Annotated in this window: 16 protein-coding genes and 1 other RNA gene; 8 read left to right on the forward strand and 9 right to left on the reverse strand. The window is 60.3% G+C overall.

Annotation, left to right across the window (positions count from 1 at the left end):
- Positions 1-13: 13 nt before the first annotated feature.
- Positions 14-568, reverse strand: a complete 555-nt coding sequence (locus QZH45_RS28825; protein WP_024780503.1) for a YecA family protein — start codon at positions 566-568, stop codon at positions 14-16.
- 129 nt (positions 569-697) lie between these two features.
- Here QZH45_RS28825 and QZH45_RS28830 point away from each other — a divergent pair, with 129 nt between their 5' ends.
- From QZH45_RS28830 to QZH45_RS28845, 4 genes are all read left to right on the forward strand, one after another.
- A complete protein-coding gene (locus tag QZH45_RS28830; protein WP_003177365.1) occupies positions 698-907 on the forward strand; it encodes a TIGR02449 family protein in 210 nt (69 codons plus the stop codon).
- On the forward strand, positions 904-1,221 hold the full coding sequence (locus tag QZH45_RS28835) for a cell division protein ZapA (protein ID WP_024780504.1): 318 nt from the start codon (positions 904-906) through the stop codon (positions 1,219-1,221). The genes QZH45_RS28830 and QZH45_RS28835 overlap by 4 nt, the downstream gene beginning before the upstream one ends.
- A 30-nt stretch (positions 1,222-1,251) precedes the next feature.
- Positions 1,252-1,431, forward strand: a non-coding RNA gene (gene ssrS, locus QZH45_RS28840) — 6S RNA.
- 117 nt (positions 1,432-1,548) lie between these two features.
- On the forward strand, positions 1,549-2,154 hold the full coding sequence (locus QZH45_RS28845; RefSeq protein WP_053190595.1) for a 5-formyltetrahydrofolate cyclo-ligase: 606 nt from the start codon (positions 1,549-1,551) through the stop codon (positions 2,152-2,154).
- A gap of 35 nt (positions 2,155-2,189) precedes the next feature.
- Here the strand turns inward: QZH45_RS28845 and QZH45_RS28850 are convergent, their stop codons facing one another.
- The gene (locus QZH45_RS28850) at positions 2,190-2,336 is read right to left on the reverse strand and encodes a hypothetical protein (RefSeq protein ID WP_167355720.1); all 147 of its coding nucleotides are present in this window, start codon (positions 2,334-2,336) and stop codon (positions 2,190-2,192) included.
- Between the two features lie 194 nt (positions 2,337-2,530).
- Here QZH45_RS28850 and QZH45_RS28855 point away from each other — a divergent pair, with 194 nt between their 5' ends.
- Positions 2,531-2,983, forward strand: coding sequence for an EVE domain-containing protein (locus QZH45_RS28855; RefSeq protein ID WP_024780506.1), 453 nt, complete (start codon positions 2,531-2,533; stop codon positions 2,981-2,983).
- Positions 2,984-3,098: 115 nt separating this feature from the next.
- On the opposite strand, the gene QZH45_RS28860 is transcribed toward QZH45_RS28855, so the two are convergent.
- Positions 3,099-3,515, reverse strand: a complete 417-nt coding sequence (locus QZH45_RS28860) for a flagellar basal body-associated protein FliL (RefSeq protein WP_024780507.1) — start codon at positions 3,513-3,515, stop codon at positions 3,099-3,101.
- Between the two features lie 151 nt (positions 3,516-3,666).
- On the opposite strand from QZH45_RS28860, the gene QZH45_RS28865 reads away from it, so the two are divergent.
- Together QZH45_RS28865 and glpT are read left to right on the forward strand one after the other, a co-directional pair.
- Positions 3,667-4,644 (forward strand): NADPH:quinone oxidoreductase family protein, encoded by a 978-nt coding sequence (locus QZH45_RS28865; RefSeq protein WP_024780508.1) that lies wholly within the window; start codon positions 3,667-3,669, stop codon positions 4,642-4,644.
- Positions 4,645-4,878: 234 nt separating this feature from the next.
- Positions 4,879-6,228, forward strand: coding sequence for a glycerol-3-phosphate transporter (gene glpT, locus QZH45_RS28870; protein WP_024780509.1), 1,350 nt, complete (start codon positions 4,879-4,881; stop codon positions 6,226-6,228).
- Here glpT and QZH45_RS28875 read toward each other — a convergent pair.
- The 6 genes from QZH45_RS28875 to QZH45_RS28900 form a co-directional block, all read right to left on the reverse strand.
- Positions 6,204-6,872, reverse strand: a complete 669-nt coding sequence (locus tag QZH45_RS28875; protein WP_024780510.1) for a gamma-glutamylcyclotransferase — start codon at positions 6,870-6,872, stop codon at positions 6,204-6,206. The genes glpT and QZH45_RS28875 overlap by 25 nt on opposite strands.
- 279 nt (positions 6,873-7,151) lie before the next feature.
- The gene (locus QZH45_RS28880; protein ID WP_024780511.1) at positions 7,152-8,120 is read right to left on the reverse strand and encodes a CDP-6-deoxy-delta-3,4-glucoseen reductase; all 969 of its coding nucleotides are present in this window, start codon (positions 8,118-8,120) and stop codon (positions 7,152-7,154) included.
- Positions 8,120-9,586, reverse strand: a complete 1,467-nt coding sequence (ubiD, locus tag QZH45_RS28885; protein WP_024780512.1) for a 4-hydroxy-3-polyprenylbenzoate decarboxylase — start codon at positions 9,584-9,586, stop codon at positions 8,120-8,122. The genes QZH45_RS28880 and ubiD overlap by 1 nt, the downstream gene beginning before the upstream one ends.
- A 120-nt stretch (positions 9,587-9,706) precedes the next feature.
- Positions 9,707-10,966 (reverse strand): transcription termination factor Rho, encoded by a 1,260-nt coding sequence (rho, locus tag QZH45_RS28890; RefSeq protein WP_003206716.1) that lies wholly within the window; start codon positions 10,964-10,966, stop codon positions 9,707-9,709.
- Between the two features lie 239 nt (positions 10,967-11,205).
- Positions 11,206-11,535: a thioredoxin TrxA gene (trxA, locus tag QZH45_RS28895; protein WP_024780513.1), complete on the reverse strand. Its 330-nt coding sequence runs from the start codon at positions 11,533-11,535 to the stop codon at positions 11,206-11,208.
- A 121-nt stretch (positions 11,536-11,656) separates the two neighbouring features.
- A complete protein-coding gene (locus QZH45_RS28900; RefSeq protein ID WP_024780514.1) occupies positions 11,657-12,364 on the reverse strand; it encodes a FadR/GntR family transcriptional regulator in 708 nt (235 codons plus the stop codon).
- A gap of 254 nt (positions 12,365-12,618) precedes the next feature.
- On the opposite strand from QZH45_RS28900, the gene QZH45_RS28905 reads away from it, so the two are divergent.
- Positions 12,619-13,404: a transporter substrate-binding domain-containing protein gene (locus QZH45_RS28905; protein WP_024780515.1), complete on the forward strand. Its 786-nt coding sequence runs from the start codon at positions 12,619-12,621 to the stop codon at positions 13,402-13,404.
- The last annotated feature ends 7 nt before the right edge of the window (positions 13,405-13,411 follow it).

Genomic DNA, 13,411 nt, shown 5'->3' on the forward strand with positions numbered 1-13,411 from the left:
CCCTTTCAAGCAATCAGTGCAAGGACGGTCTGGCCGCTGGCTCGGCGGTTTTCTTCGTCTCGGTGAACAGCAGCAGCGGCGCGACCCGCAGGTATTCCATCACTTCCATGTAGTCGCTTTCGCCGTCATCGGACTCTTCCAGGGCATCCTGGACCTGCGAGATCGCGGCCAGATCCTGCAATACCTCGTTGGCCTCGGCGCTCAGCGCATAGGCGCGGCGGGTCAGCCCAAAGCCGGCGAGGAAGCCCTGGCACCACTGGCCCAAGGCAGCGGCGCGCTCGGCCAGTGGCGCGTCGTCGGTGGGCAGCAGCAGGACGACGGTCATGTCGTCGCTGGTCAGCTCGCCCTTGACCATTTCCTGCAGGCCGATGAGGGCATTGCGGACGTTGTCCGCCGGCTCGCCTTCGAGCAGCTCGGCAGCATCGGCCAGCCAGCCTTCGGCGTCGAAACCGGCACCCGCGCAACTGCGGCCGAGCAACAGGCCATGCAATTCGGCAGGCGATACGGGGTGGCCGCTGGTGCTCAGCAGGGTGGCGAAAGCTTGATACGGGGAATTCTGAATGGGCATGGGCAGCTAGGCGCCAGACGGCGCTATGTCTAGAATGGAGGCCTTGTATCCTACATCGACAGACTCGCCAAGACTATCAGAGGCTGTGCGACACACCTCCCCCATCAGACACAATCTTCAGTGGACACAATGGAAGACACCGACCTGCAAGCGCTGATGGCCAGACTCGAATTGCTAATTGACCGGGTCGAGCAACTAAAAAGCCAGAACGGACTCTTACTAGCTCAGGAAAAAACCTGGCGCGAGGAACGCGCTCACCTCATTGAAAAAAACGAAATCGCCCGGCGTAAGGTCGAATCGATGATTTCGCGCCTCAAGGCCCTGGAGCAAGACTCATGAGTTCAAGCAATAGCGTTACCGTGCAGATCCTCGACAAAGAATATTCGATCATCTGCCCCCAGGAAGAGCGCAGCAACCTGGTGAGCGCCGCCCGTTACCTGGACGGCAAGATGCGCGAGATCCGCAGCAGCGGCAAAGTCATCGGCGCCGACCGCATCGCCGTAATGGCTGCCTTGAACATCACCCATGACCTGCTGCATCGCCAGGATACGCCGGATGTGCAGGTCAGCGGATCGACCCGTGAACAGGTGCGCGACCTGCTGGAACGGGTGGATCTGGTGTTGGCCACCGATCCGGACGTCAGCAAGGGCTGATTCGCGGAGCTGCCTGGGGTATACTTGCGTCACTCCCTGGGGTGCTTGCCAGCTGGTGATGTCCCTGAGCCGATACGCACAACCACGGGGGTTGCACGTTGGGGCCGGTGTGCATGTCCGCTTGACGGAAAGCCTTAACGCCTCCTGCAACTTCCACCTTGAACTCTCGGGTTCAAGGGCTAAGCCGGCAGCGGTTCATCCGGGGAGCCTGATTTTCCAGACAATGCCAGTCTCCAGGACTGGCATTGTCGTGTCTGGCACAGGCATTTCTGACTGGATCGTTTGCGGTTACGCTGTGTCATCCCAGCCAGACTCGAAGCATCGACCATGTCCGAACCCGCGTTGCTGCCCCGCCCCCAACTTCGGCGCCTGCTGCGCCAGGCCCGTCGCGCCCTGACGCCCGCCCAACAACGACAAGCCGCTCAAGGGCTCTACCGGCAACTGGCCCAGCATCCAATGTTCCGCCGCGCGAGACACATCGCGCTGTACCTGCCCAACGATGGCGAGATCGACCCTCGATTGCTGCTGCGCGCAGCCCAGCGCCGGGGCAAGGCCACTTACCTGCCGGTGCTCAGCCCGTGGCCACGGACCAAGATGGTTTTCCAACGCATCCGCCCTGGGGAACAACTGCACCCCAATCGCTTTCGGATTCTCGAACCACGGATCGATGTCGCCCGGCAACGCAAGGTCTGGACATTGGACCTGGTGTTGCTGCCACTGGTGGGGTTCGACGATGTGGGCGGCCGCCTCGGCATGGGAGGCGGGTTCTATGACCGCAGCCTGGCGTATCTGGCGCGACGCAAACTATGGCGCAAGCCAACGTTGCTGGGGCTGGCCCATGAATGCCAGAAAGTCGAAAGACTGGCGCAGGCGAGCTGGGACGTACCGCTGCAAGGAACGGTCAGTGACAGGCATTGGTATATCGCAGAGTAGGCGCCGCGAAAATCGGCGGCGCCCGGAAGACGGTTTCAGCGTTTAAGCGATGGCGCGGGTTGGGTGACATCCATCGGCGCCTCGGTCTTGCTGGCCCACAGGCTCTGGGCGTACCCCGTGGTTACAACACCCAGTCCGAACAGAATGACCAGAATCCACAACAAATCCGGTTTGCGTTTCATCGATTGCCCCCCTCAAGGCATATCACACACGATGACAGCAGCGGTTTTCTTATTGGCCGTGCAGCAGCGTCAAGCTTGGAAGGCCGGCATTTTGCGACAACCTTGACCGTCACGCAAACGCTGGCGTCAACCGACTGTCGGTTTGTCATAAAATCGCTGAACTATTTTTAGCACATCGCCCAGGAGTAACAGTCATGGCCTATTGGCTGATGAAATCCGAGCCCGACGAATTGTCCATCCAAGGCCTGGAAAAGCTCGGTCAGGCCCGCTGGGACGGGGTCCGTAACTACCAGGCGCGCAATTTCCTGCGGGCCATGGCGCAAGGTGACAGTTTCTTTTTCTATCACTCGAGCTGTCCGGAACCAGGGATTGCCGGGATCGGGAAAATTGTCAGGACGGCCTACCCGGACCCCACGGCGCTGGAGTCCGACAGCCACTACTTCGACCCGAAGGCCAGTCCGGATAAAAACCCCTGGACCGCGATCGACGTCGCCCATGTCGAAACCTTCTCCCGCGTGCTGAAACTCGACTATCTCAAACAGCAAACCACCCTGGCCGAAATGCCGCTGGTGCAGAAGGGCTCGCGCCTGTCGGTGATGCCGGTGACTGCGGAGCAGTGGGCAGCGGTGATGGCGCTGAAACCCTAGCGCTATCGCCCCCCCTCGGTCCGCCATCGCGAGCTGGCTCCACGCCGGATCTCCATTCAATAAGATCCCCTGTGCGAGCCTGCTCGCGATGAGGCCCGCCCAAACAGCACAAGACTTACTGGATGATCAGGTTGTTGAACAACAGATCATCCACCATCGGCTTGCCGGTTTCGTCGTTCATCACCTGCTGGGTCTGCTTCAACGCTTCCTGGCGCAACTTTTCCTTGGCCTCAAGGTTGTTCATGGTTTCGGTGGTCTGCTGGGCGAACAGCGCAACCAACTGATTGCGAATCAGCGGTTCGTTGGCCTTCACTGCAGCTGCAGCGGCATCGCCGGTCACGCGCAAGGCCACGTCGGCTTTGTAGACCCTGAGTTTCGCCGAGCCATCCAGACCGTAGTTGCCCACGAAGGGCGGGCTCAGGGTGATATAGCTGACCTTCGGGGCCTCACCTTCTTTTGCTTCCTTGGCTTCTTCGGCCATCACTGCCGCAGGCAGCAGCAGGGCCAACATCAATACGATCCACGCTTTCACATTCGACTCCTCATCCGGTTTTGCGGCCCAGCATACCGACCCGCCGTTCAAGCACAAGCTTATGGCCGGCTATCAGGGCGGGGCATGCTCGTTGACCCGTTGACTCTCACACCTACACTTATCGGCCATCACTCCCAAAGGAATAGCCCTGATGAAAGCCGTGCTGTGCAAAGAATTCGGCCCCGCCGAGTCGCTGGTGCTGGAAGACGTCGCCAGCCCCGTTGCGAAGAAGAACGAAGTGCTGCTGGACGTATACGCCGCGGGGGTGAATTTCCCCGACACGCTGATCATCGAGGGCAAATATCAATTCAAACCGCCCTTCCCGTTTTCTCCCGGCGGTGAAGCGGCGGGAGTCGTCAGGGAAGTGGGTGAGAGGGTCAGCCACCTCAAGGTCGGTGACCGGGTGATGGCGCTGACCGGCTGGGGCAGCTTTGCCGAACAGGTCGCGGTGCCAGGCTACAACGTACTGCCGATCCCAGCGTCCATGGACTTCAACACCGCCGCGGCCTTCAGCATGACCTACGGCACCTCGATGCATGCCCTCAAGCAGCGGGCCAACCTGCAACCAGGCGAGACCCTGCTGGTGCTCGGCGCCTCAGGCGGCGTAGGCCTGGCGGCGGTGGAGATAGGCAAAGCCATGGGCGCACGGGTGATCGCCGCCGCCAGCAGCGCGCAAAAGCTTGCTGTGGCCAAGGCAGCCGGCGCCGATGAACTGATCAACTACAGCGAAACCAGCCTGAAAGACGAGATCAAACGCCTCACCGACGGCCAGGGCGCGGATGTCATCTACGATCCGGTGGGCGGCGATCTCTTCGACCAGGCCATCCGCTCCATCGCCTGGAATGGCCGGCTGCTGGTGGTCGGCTTCGCCAGCGGGCGCATTCCCGAGCTGCCGGTGAACCTGGCCCTGCTCAAAGGCGCTGCTGTGGTGGGCGTGTTCTGGGGCTCCTTTGCCCAGCGCCAACCCCAGGACAACGCCGCCAACTTCCAGCAACTGTTCGGCTGGTTTGCCGAAGGCAGGCTCAAGCCGCTGGTCTCGCAGCTGTATCCACTGGACAACGCCGCCCAGGCCATCAACGACCTCGCCCAGCGCAAGGCGGTTGGAAAGGTGGTTGTGCAGGTGCGTTGACTGCATTGATGCGGCCCCGACGCCCATGGCGTCGAGGCCGCGACTCCATAGTATCGAAGCGCTTGCAGCGCCAAGACCCACGACGTCGCCCGCTTATGCCTCGGCGACGCGTTCGTTTATGAACATCTCTCCGGCAACATTTCCCCTGTGCAGCGCAAAACAAGCGATGCTATTTTCGGTAACGAAACTGTAACATTCGCATTCGCAGCCATAACAAGAAACCGGAGTCCTTGAATGTTTGCTTTCTTTCGTCCTGCCGCACACCAGGCACCCCTGCCTGAAGAAAAAATAGACAGCACCTACCGACGCCTTCGTTGGCAGATTTTCGCCGGGATCTTCATTGGGTATGCGGGTTACTACCTGCTACGCAAGAACTTCACCCTGGCATTCCCGGACCTGATTGCCCAAGGCTATACAAAAGGCCAGCTCGGCGTGGCGGTGTCGGCAATTGCGATCGCCTACGGTCTTTCCAAATTTCTGATGGGCATCGTGTCCGACCGCTCCAACCCCCGCTACTTCCTGCCCTTTGGCCTGGTGATGTCCGCCGCGGTGATGTTCGTTTTCGGTTTCGCACCGTGGGCGACGTCCAGCGTGGCCATAATGTTCATCCTGTTGTTTATCAACGGTTGGGCACAAGGCATGGGGTGGCCGCCGAGCGGGCGGACCATGGTGCACTGGTGGTCGCAGAAAGAACGCGGCGGAGTGGTTTCGGTATGGAACACTGCGCATAACGTCGGCGGTGGCCTGATCGGTCCGCTGGCGATCCTCGGCATGGGGTGGTTCAACGACTGGCACAGCAAGTTCTATGTACCGGCTGCCGTGGCCTTGCTGGTGGCTGCATTTGCTTTCATTGTCATGCGCGATACCCCGCAATCAACGGGATTGCCGCCCATCGAGAAGTACAAGGACGATTATCCGGAAGGCTACGATGCCAGTCACGAGAACGAATTCAGCGCCAAGGAAATCTTCGTCAAATACGTGCTGCGCAATAAAATGCTCTGGTTAATCGCACTGGCCAACGTCTTCGTCTATTTGCTGCGCTACGGAATCCTGGACTGGGCGCCGACCTACCTCAAGGAGGTCAAGCACTTCGACTTCGACAAGACGTCCTGGGCTTACTTCCTTTACGAATGGGCAGGGATTCCCGGTACGCTGCTGTGCGGCTGGATGTCAGACAAGATCTTCCGTGGCAACCGTGGCCTGACGGGCATGGTGTTCATGGCGCTGGTAACGGTAGCGACCCTGGTGTATTGGCTGAATCCACCGGGCAACCCAATGGTCGACATGATCTCGCTGTTCGCGATCGGCTTCCTGATCTATGGCCCGGTAATGCTGGTGGGCCTGCAGGCACTGGAGCTCGTGCCCAAGAAAGCGGCCGGTACCGCTGCCGGTTTTACCGGTCTTTTCGGTTATCTGGGTGGTTCAGTCGCAGCCAGCGCCTTGATGGGTTACACGGTGGACTACTTCGGCTGGAACGGCGGCTTTATCCTGCTGATCGCCGCATGCCTGCTGGCCATGGCTTTCCTCGCCCCGACCCTGGGGCACAAGCAAGTCAGCAGTCAGAGCCGCGAAGCGGTGGCCTGATCGAGGGCTGAACTGCAACGCTTGAGCCGCGCCTCCAGATTCCGATCCGGGATGGCGTGGCTACGCAGGGCGTGTATGGTCTGCTCGACATAATCGCGAGTGGTGCCGAAACGCCCGCAGGCACTTTCAAACACCTGGCTCAGAACATGGTCCGGCAGATTGCCGGCATAGCTGGGCAGGTGACGCTCCAGCACAAAGCCCAAGGCTTGCACGCGGTTGCCATTCTCAAGGCGGCAACTGAGCCAGTGCGGGCGATAGGACGGAACGGGCATTTCCCGCTGCCACAAGGCGAACAACGAGTCCTCGAGATTCTCCTCCGGCAATCGGTAGGCGAAACCGCTGCATGACCCACCGCGGTCCAGTCCGAACACCAGCCCCGGCAATTCCGGCGTACCGCGATGCTCGTGGGACCACAGGTACAAGCCGCGATGATAGCCATGGACCCGCCCCCGCATCCGTTCCACTGCCGTGCACTCCGGCCGCCAGATCAACGAGCCGTAGGCGAACAGCCAGACCGGACCGCCCTGGTGAAGGCTCATGGTCGATTGCATCGAGGCGAGCAATTGCTCTCGGGTCAATTGCGCGCCCAGGTCGAGTCGTGGCGGATACAGGGCGCAGCTAATGGCGGTTTCGATAGCGGTCATGGCCGGTAGCGGAAGGCTCCTCGCGAGGATCGGAAAATGGATAGGCACGCGTCATGGGACTGACGCTTGTCAGAACCCAGGCAAGTTGGATGCCACTGACACCTATGGCACTGGAAAACACCTGTGGCGAGGGGATTTATCCCCGTTGGGCTGCGTAGCAGCCCTAAAACCTGAGCGCTCGGTGGGTCAGATAAATTGATGGGGCTGCTACGCAGCCCAGCGGGGATAAATCCCCTCGCCACAAAAAAAACGCCATCCAGAATCGTTCAAGATCAAGGCTCAGGCACGAGGTGCGTAGGCAAACACGTCGGCGCGCATCTGGTGGGCGTCCATCCCGGCTTCCACCAGCGCGTCGAGGGTGGCATAGATCATGGCCGGTGAGCCGCTGGCGTAGACGTGCACACCCGACAGGTCGCTGATGTCCTCGCATACCGCTTCGTGGAGCATGCCACAGCGCCCTTCCCAACCACACAGGTCGCTGACGACCTTGTGCAGGAACAGATTCGGCAGTTTTTTCCACTCTTCCCAATGCTCGATTTCATAGAAATCGTCCGGTCGCCGCACGCCCCAATAGAGATGTACCGGATGCTTGAAGCCTGCTGCCCGGCAGTGCTCGATCAGGCTGTGCATCTGCGCCATGCCGGTGCCGGCGGCGATCAACACCAAGGGGCCATCGGGCAATTCGGACAAGTGAGTATCGCCGAAAGGCATTTCGACATGAACGTTGGGGTTGCGTTGCAGTTGCTCCAGCAGCGCCTTCGCACTGTTTTCGCGCACCAATACATGCAATTGCAGATCGCGCCCCGAATGCGGCGCCGAAGCCAGGGAGAAAGCCGACTTATCGCCATTCTCCCGCTCGACCATCAGATACTGCCCCGCGTGATAACGCGGCGGCTTGCCCGCCGGCGCACGCAGACTGACCCGCCAGACATCCCCACCCACATCGGCGCACCCGGTGACCTGGCACGCCAGGCGACGCACCGGCAACTCGCCCGGCGCCAGCACCCCATCCCACAACACCACACAGTCCTCCAGGGGCTCTGCGATGCAGGTGAAGATCTCTCCGTGATCACGCACCTCACCTGCCTGCTCCACGCGGCCTTCCACCAGCAACGCCCCACAGACATGGCAGTTGCCGTTGCGGCAGCTTTGCGGGCATTCATAGCCCAGGCGCCGCGCACCATCGAGAATTCGCTCGGCGGGCTGTATCTCCAGCACCGCGCCGGACGGCTGCAAGGTCACACGCATCAATCTATTCCTAACTGATTCCAAATGGCATCGATCCGTTGGGTAACGGCTTCATCCTTGACGATAACCCGGCCCCACTCACGGGTGGTTTCACCGGGCCATTTATGCGTGGCATCGAGTCCCATCTTCGACCCCAGGCCGGAGACCGGCGAAGCGAAGTCGAGGTAGTCGATCGGCGTGTTCTCAATCATCACCGTGTCGCGCTTGGGATCCATGCGCGTGGTGATGGCCCAGATCACGTCGTTCCAGTCCCGTGCATTGATATCGTCGTCAGTGACGATAACGAACTTGGTGTACATGAACTGTCGCAGAAACGACCAGACCCCCAGCATCACCCGCTTGGCATGCCCTGGATACGACTTCTTCATGGTCACCACGGCCATACGGTAGGAACAACCCTCCGGTGGCAGATAGAAATCAGTGATTTCCGGAAACTGCTTCTGCAGGATAGGCACGAAGACTTCGTTCAGCGCCACACCGAGAATGGCCGGCTCATCGGGCGGACGGCCAGTGTAGGTGCTGTGGTAGATCGGTTTGATCCGATGGGTGATGCGCTCGACGGTGAACACCGGGAAACTGTCGACTTCGTTGTAGTAGCCGGTGTGATCGCCGTACGGACCTTCATCGGCCATTTCGCCGGGATGGATCACGCCTTCGAGGATGATCTCGGCGGTGGCCGGAACCTGCAGGTCGTTGCCGCGGCATTTCACCAACTCGGTACGGTTGCCACGCAGCAGGCCGGCGAACGCGTATTCAGAGAGGCTGTCCGGCACTGGCGTAACGGCGCCGAGAATGGTTGCCGGGTCCGCGCCCAGGGCCACGGAAACAGGGAAAGGCTGGCCGGGATGCTTTTCGCACCACTCGCGATAGTCCAGCGCACCGCCACGGTGGCTCAGCCAGCGCATGATGACCTTGTTGCGGCCAATCACCTGCTGGCGATAGATACCGAGGTTCTGGCGGTCTTTGTTCGGGCCTTTGGTGACGGTCAGCCCCCAAGTGATCAACGGCCCCACATCGCCCGGCCAGCAGGTCTGCACCGGCAGCATCGCCAGGTCTACATCCTCACCCTCGATCACCACTTCCTGGCAGACCGCGTCCTTGACGACCTTCGGTGCCATGGAAATGATCTTGCGGAAAATCGGCAGCTTGGACCAGGCGTCCTTCAGGCCCTTGGGCGGCTCGGGCTCCTTGAGAAACGCCAGCAGCTTGCCGATCTCGCGCAGCTCGCTGACAGCCTCGGCGCCCATGCCCAGGGCAACGCGCTCCGGCGTGCCGAACAGGTTGCCCAATACCGGTATGTCGTAGCCTGTTGGGTTCTCGAACAATAACGCCGGACCTTTGGCACGCAGGGTGCGGTCGCAGACCTCGGTCATTTCCAGCACAGGAGACACCGGTACCTGGATGCGCTTGAGTTCGCCGCGCTGCTCCAGACCGCTGATAAAGTCGCGTAAATCGCGATACTGCATGCAAAAGCCTCATGGTGACCGTGGCGTTCGGGGGCCCGAGTTTAACGCCGACCGTTCGAAATAGTGAAATGTACAGATAGCAAAAAGCCGGGTTTCCCCGGCTTTGCTGGACCCATCGATTTACTTGCGCTTCATCGACAGGAAGAACTCATCGTTGGTCTTGGTCGTCTTCAATTTATCGACCAGGAACTCGATGGCAGCCACTTCATCCATCGGATGCAGCAGCTTGCGCAGGATCCACATGCGCTGCAACTCGTCATCGGCCGTCAGCAGCTCTTCACGACGAGTGCCCGAACGGTTGATGTTGATGGCCGGGAACACGCGTTTCTCGGCGATGCGACGGTCCAGGGGCAGCTCCATGTTGCCGGTGCCCTTGAATTCCTCGTAGATCACTTCGTCCATCTTCGAACCGGTTTCAACCAGTGCGGTGGCGATGATGGTCAGCGAGCCGCCTTCTTCGATGTTGCGCGCGGCACCGAAGAAACGCTTCGGCTTCTCCAGGGCGTGGGCATCGACACCACCGGTCAGCACCTTGCCGGAGCTCGGGATCACGGTGTTGTAGGCACGGGCCAGGCGGGTAATGGAGTCCAGCAGGATGACTACGTCCTTCTTGTGCTCGACCAGACGCTTGGCCTTTTCGATCACCATTTCGGCAACCTGCACGTGACGGGTCGGCGGCTCGTCGAACGTCGAGGCGACCACTTCGCCGCGTACGGTACGTTGCATCTCCGTCACTTCTTCCGGACGCTCGTCGATCAGCAGCACGATCAGATGAACTTCAGGATTGTTGCGGGCGATGTTGGCCGCGATGTTCTGCAGCATGATCGTCTTGCCCGCTTTCGGCGGCGCCACGATCAGGCCACGCTGGCCTTTGCCGATAGGTGCGCACAGGTCGATGACACGACCGGTGAGGTCTTCAGTGGAGCCGTTGCCGGCTTCCATCTTCATGCGCACAGTCGGGAACAGCGGGGTCAGGTTTTCGAAAAGAATCTTGTTCTTCGCGTTTTCCGGACGATCGAAGTTGATCGTGTCGACCTTGAGCAGCGCGAAGTAACGCTCGCCTTCCTTCGGAGGGCGGATCTTGCCAACGATGGTGTCACCGGTGCGCAAGTTGAAGCGACGGATCTGGCTCGGCGAGACGTAGATATCGTCCGGGCCGGCGAGGTAGGAAGCGTCCGCGGAACGGAGGAAGCCGAAGCCGTCCTGGAGAATCTCCAGCACGCCATCACCGGAGATTTCCTCGCCGCTCTTCGCGTGCTTCTTGAGCAGGGAGAAAATCACGTCCTGCTTGCGCGAACGGGCCATATTTTCTATGCCCATCTGTTCGGCCAATTCGAGCAGTTCGGTAATCGGCTTTTGCTTGAGTTCAGTCAGATTCATATAGGAATGACGTAATCATTTATGGAGGGGAAATTAAGCTTTTGGCTTAATGAGGCCGCGCCGCAGAGAAGGCGACAGGATCGCGTACTTATTCGAAAGGAGTGCGTCGGCGACGGCTTGCAGGGGGCAATGGAGAAACCAGTGCGGGGCCGAATGTAACACCTGGATTTGCGAGCGTCTAGCCCCGAATAACGAAAAAGCCCCGCGATTGGCGGGGCTTTTTCAATGGCATTCGGCGCTTAGATGTTGGCGTCGAGGAATGCAGCCAGCTGCGACTTCGACAGCGCACCGACCTTGGTGGCCTCGACGTTGCCGTTCTTGAACAGCATCAGCGTCGGGATACCACGCACGCCGTGCTTGGCCGGGGTTTCCTGATTTTCGTCGATGTTCAGCTTGGCGACGGTCAGCTTGCCCTTGTAGGTCTCGGCAATTTCGTCCAGGACAGGAGCGATCATCTTGCAGGGACCGCACCACTCAGCCCAATAGTCGACCAGTACCGCGCCTTCGGACTTGAGTACTTCGTCGTCGAAGCTAGCGTCGGTAACGTGTTTGATCAGATCGCTGCTCATGGAAATCTCCGGGGTTGTCAGCAAAAAAACGTGGCCCATCATAGCTGCCCTTCCCGGGTTCAGGAAGCCACTGTTGATTGAGTCTCGCTATGGCGCCGGACGCATTTGGACATGACTCAGGTCATGAAGCACTCGGGGCGACGAAGCCGATTCCGGTGCGCAGCGCGGCGTTACGGACATGTTCCTGCATGGCTTTCTGGGCGGAGCCAGAGGCTCGCCGAGACAGCGCCCGGAGGATTTTTCGATGTTCCTGCCAGGTTTCCATGGCCCGCTCCGCCCTGATGAACGGTAGTTTCTGGCTCTCCAGGAAGATCTCTGCGCTGGCGGTGAGGATGTTCAGCATCGCCTGGTTGCCGCTGGCCTGCAGGATCCGCCGGTGAAACTCGAAATCCAGCCGCGCCGCGGCGTCGAAATCCCCTGATTTCAGTTCCCGGCGCATAGCCTCAACGTTGTCGCCCAGCACATCCAGTTCATCGGGGCTCAGCGTCACCGCCGCCATTCCGGCCGCGAAGCCTTCCAGGGCATAGCGCAACTGGAAGATATCCAGTGGCGAGACCTGGGCCGCGAACGGCCAGCCCGGTGTCGACTCATTGTGCGAAACCTCCACTGACGATTGTACGAAGACCCCTTTGCCTGGCTGCACGCTGATCATTCCCAACGCGCTCAACGACGACAGTGCCTCGCGCAATGACGCCCGGCTCACACCCAGTTGCAGCGCCAGGTCCCGTTGCGACGGCAACGCATCCCCCGGCCCGAAGCCTTCATCGGCGATCAGTTTGCGGATGCCTTGCAAGGCCACTTCGGGAACGGCACGGGAGATGGAATTCATGTTTTTTCGGGTATATCAGGCCAGTGAGCGACTAGTTGTAAAGCTATTCGCGGCGCCCGGCAAGTCGTGCCCCAGCAGGGTTCGGCGGCCAATACCGACGCTCGATAACGGTGCGAAACACGACCCAACTGTTCAGACCAGTCAGACCGAGCCCCGCCAGCAAATCCGCGGCCTTGGCGGGTTTGAAATCGCGTTGGCATGGCCTGTGCTCTGTCCGAACGCAGAAATCACATCACCGACCGCGGAGATTCGCCATGATCCAGCGTTGCAGCGCCCTGCTCACCGTCCTGTTTGCCAGCCTGATGCTCTGCCAGTTACCCGCCCACGCCGACGGGCTGGAAGACGTGGTCAAGCGCGGCACACTCAAAGTCGCGGTGCCCCAGGATTTCCCGCCGTTCGGCTCGGTAGGCCCGGACATGAAACCCCGCGGCCTGGACATTGATACTGCCAAGCTGCTGGCCGACCAGCTCAAGGTCAAACTTGAACTGACCCCGGTCAACAGTACCAATCGCATTCCGTTCCTGACCACCGGCAAGGTCGACCTGGTGATCTCAAGCCTGGGCAAGAACCCGGAACGCGAGAAGGTCATCGATTTTTCCAGCGCCTACGCGCCGTTCTACCTCGCGGTATTCGGCCCACCCGAGGCCGCCATCAATGGCCTGGACGACCTCAAGGGCAAGACCATCAGCGTCACCCGGGGCGCCATCGAAGACATCGAACTGACCAAGGTCGCCCCGGAAGGCACCACCATCAAGCGCTTCGAAGACAATAATTCGACCATCGCGGCCTACCTCGCCGGCCAGGTGGATCTGATCGCCAGCGGCAACGTGGTGATGGTCGCCATCAGCGAGCGCAACCCCAAGCGTGTCCCGGCGCTGAAAGTGAAACTCAAGGACTCGCCGGTGTATGTCGGCGTGAACAAGAACGAGCCCGCGCTGCTGGAAAAGGTCAATCAGATCATCGCCACGGCCAAGACCGATGGCAGCCTGGAGAAAAACGCCCAGACCTGGCTCAAGCAGCCGCTTCCGGCCGATCTCTGACCGTCAT

The organism is Pseudomonas corrugata, from assembly GCF_050920615.1.
Taxonomy (GTDB): Bacteria; Pseudomonadota; Gammaproteobacteria; order Pseudomonadales; family Pseudomonadaceae; genus Aquipseudomonas; species Aquipseudomonas corrugata.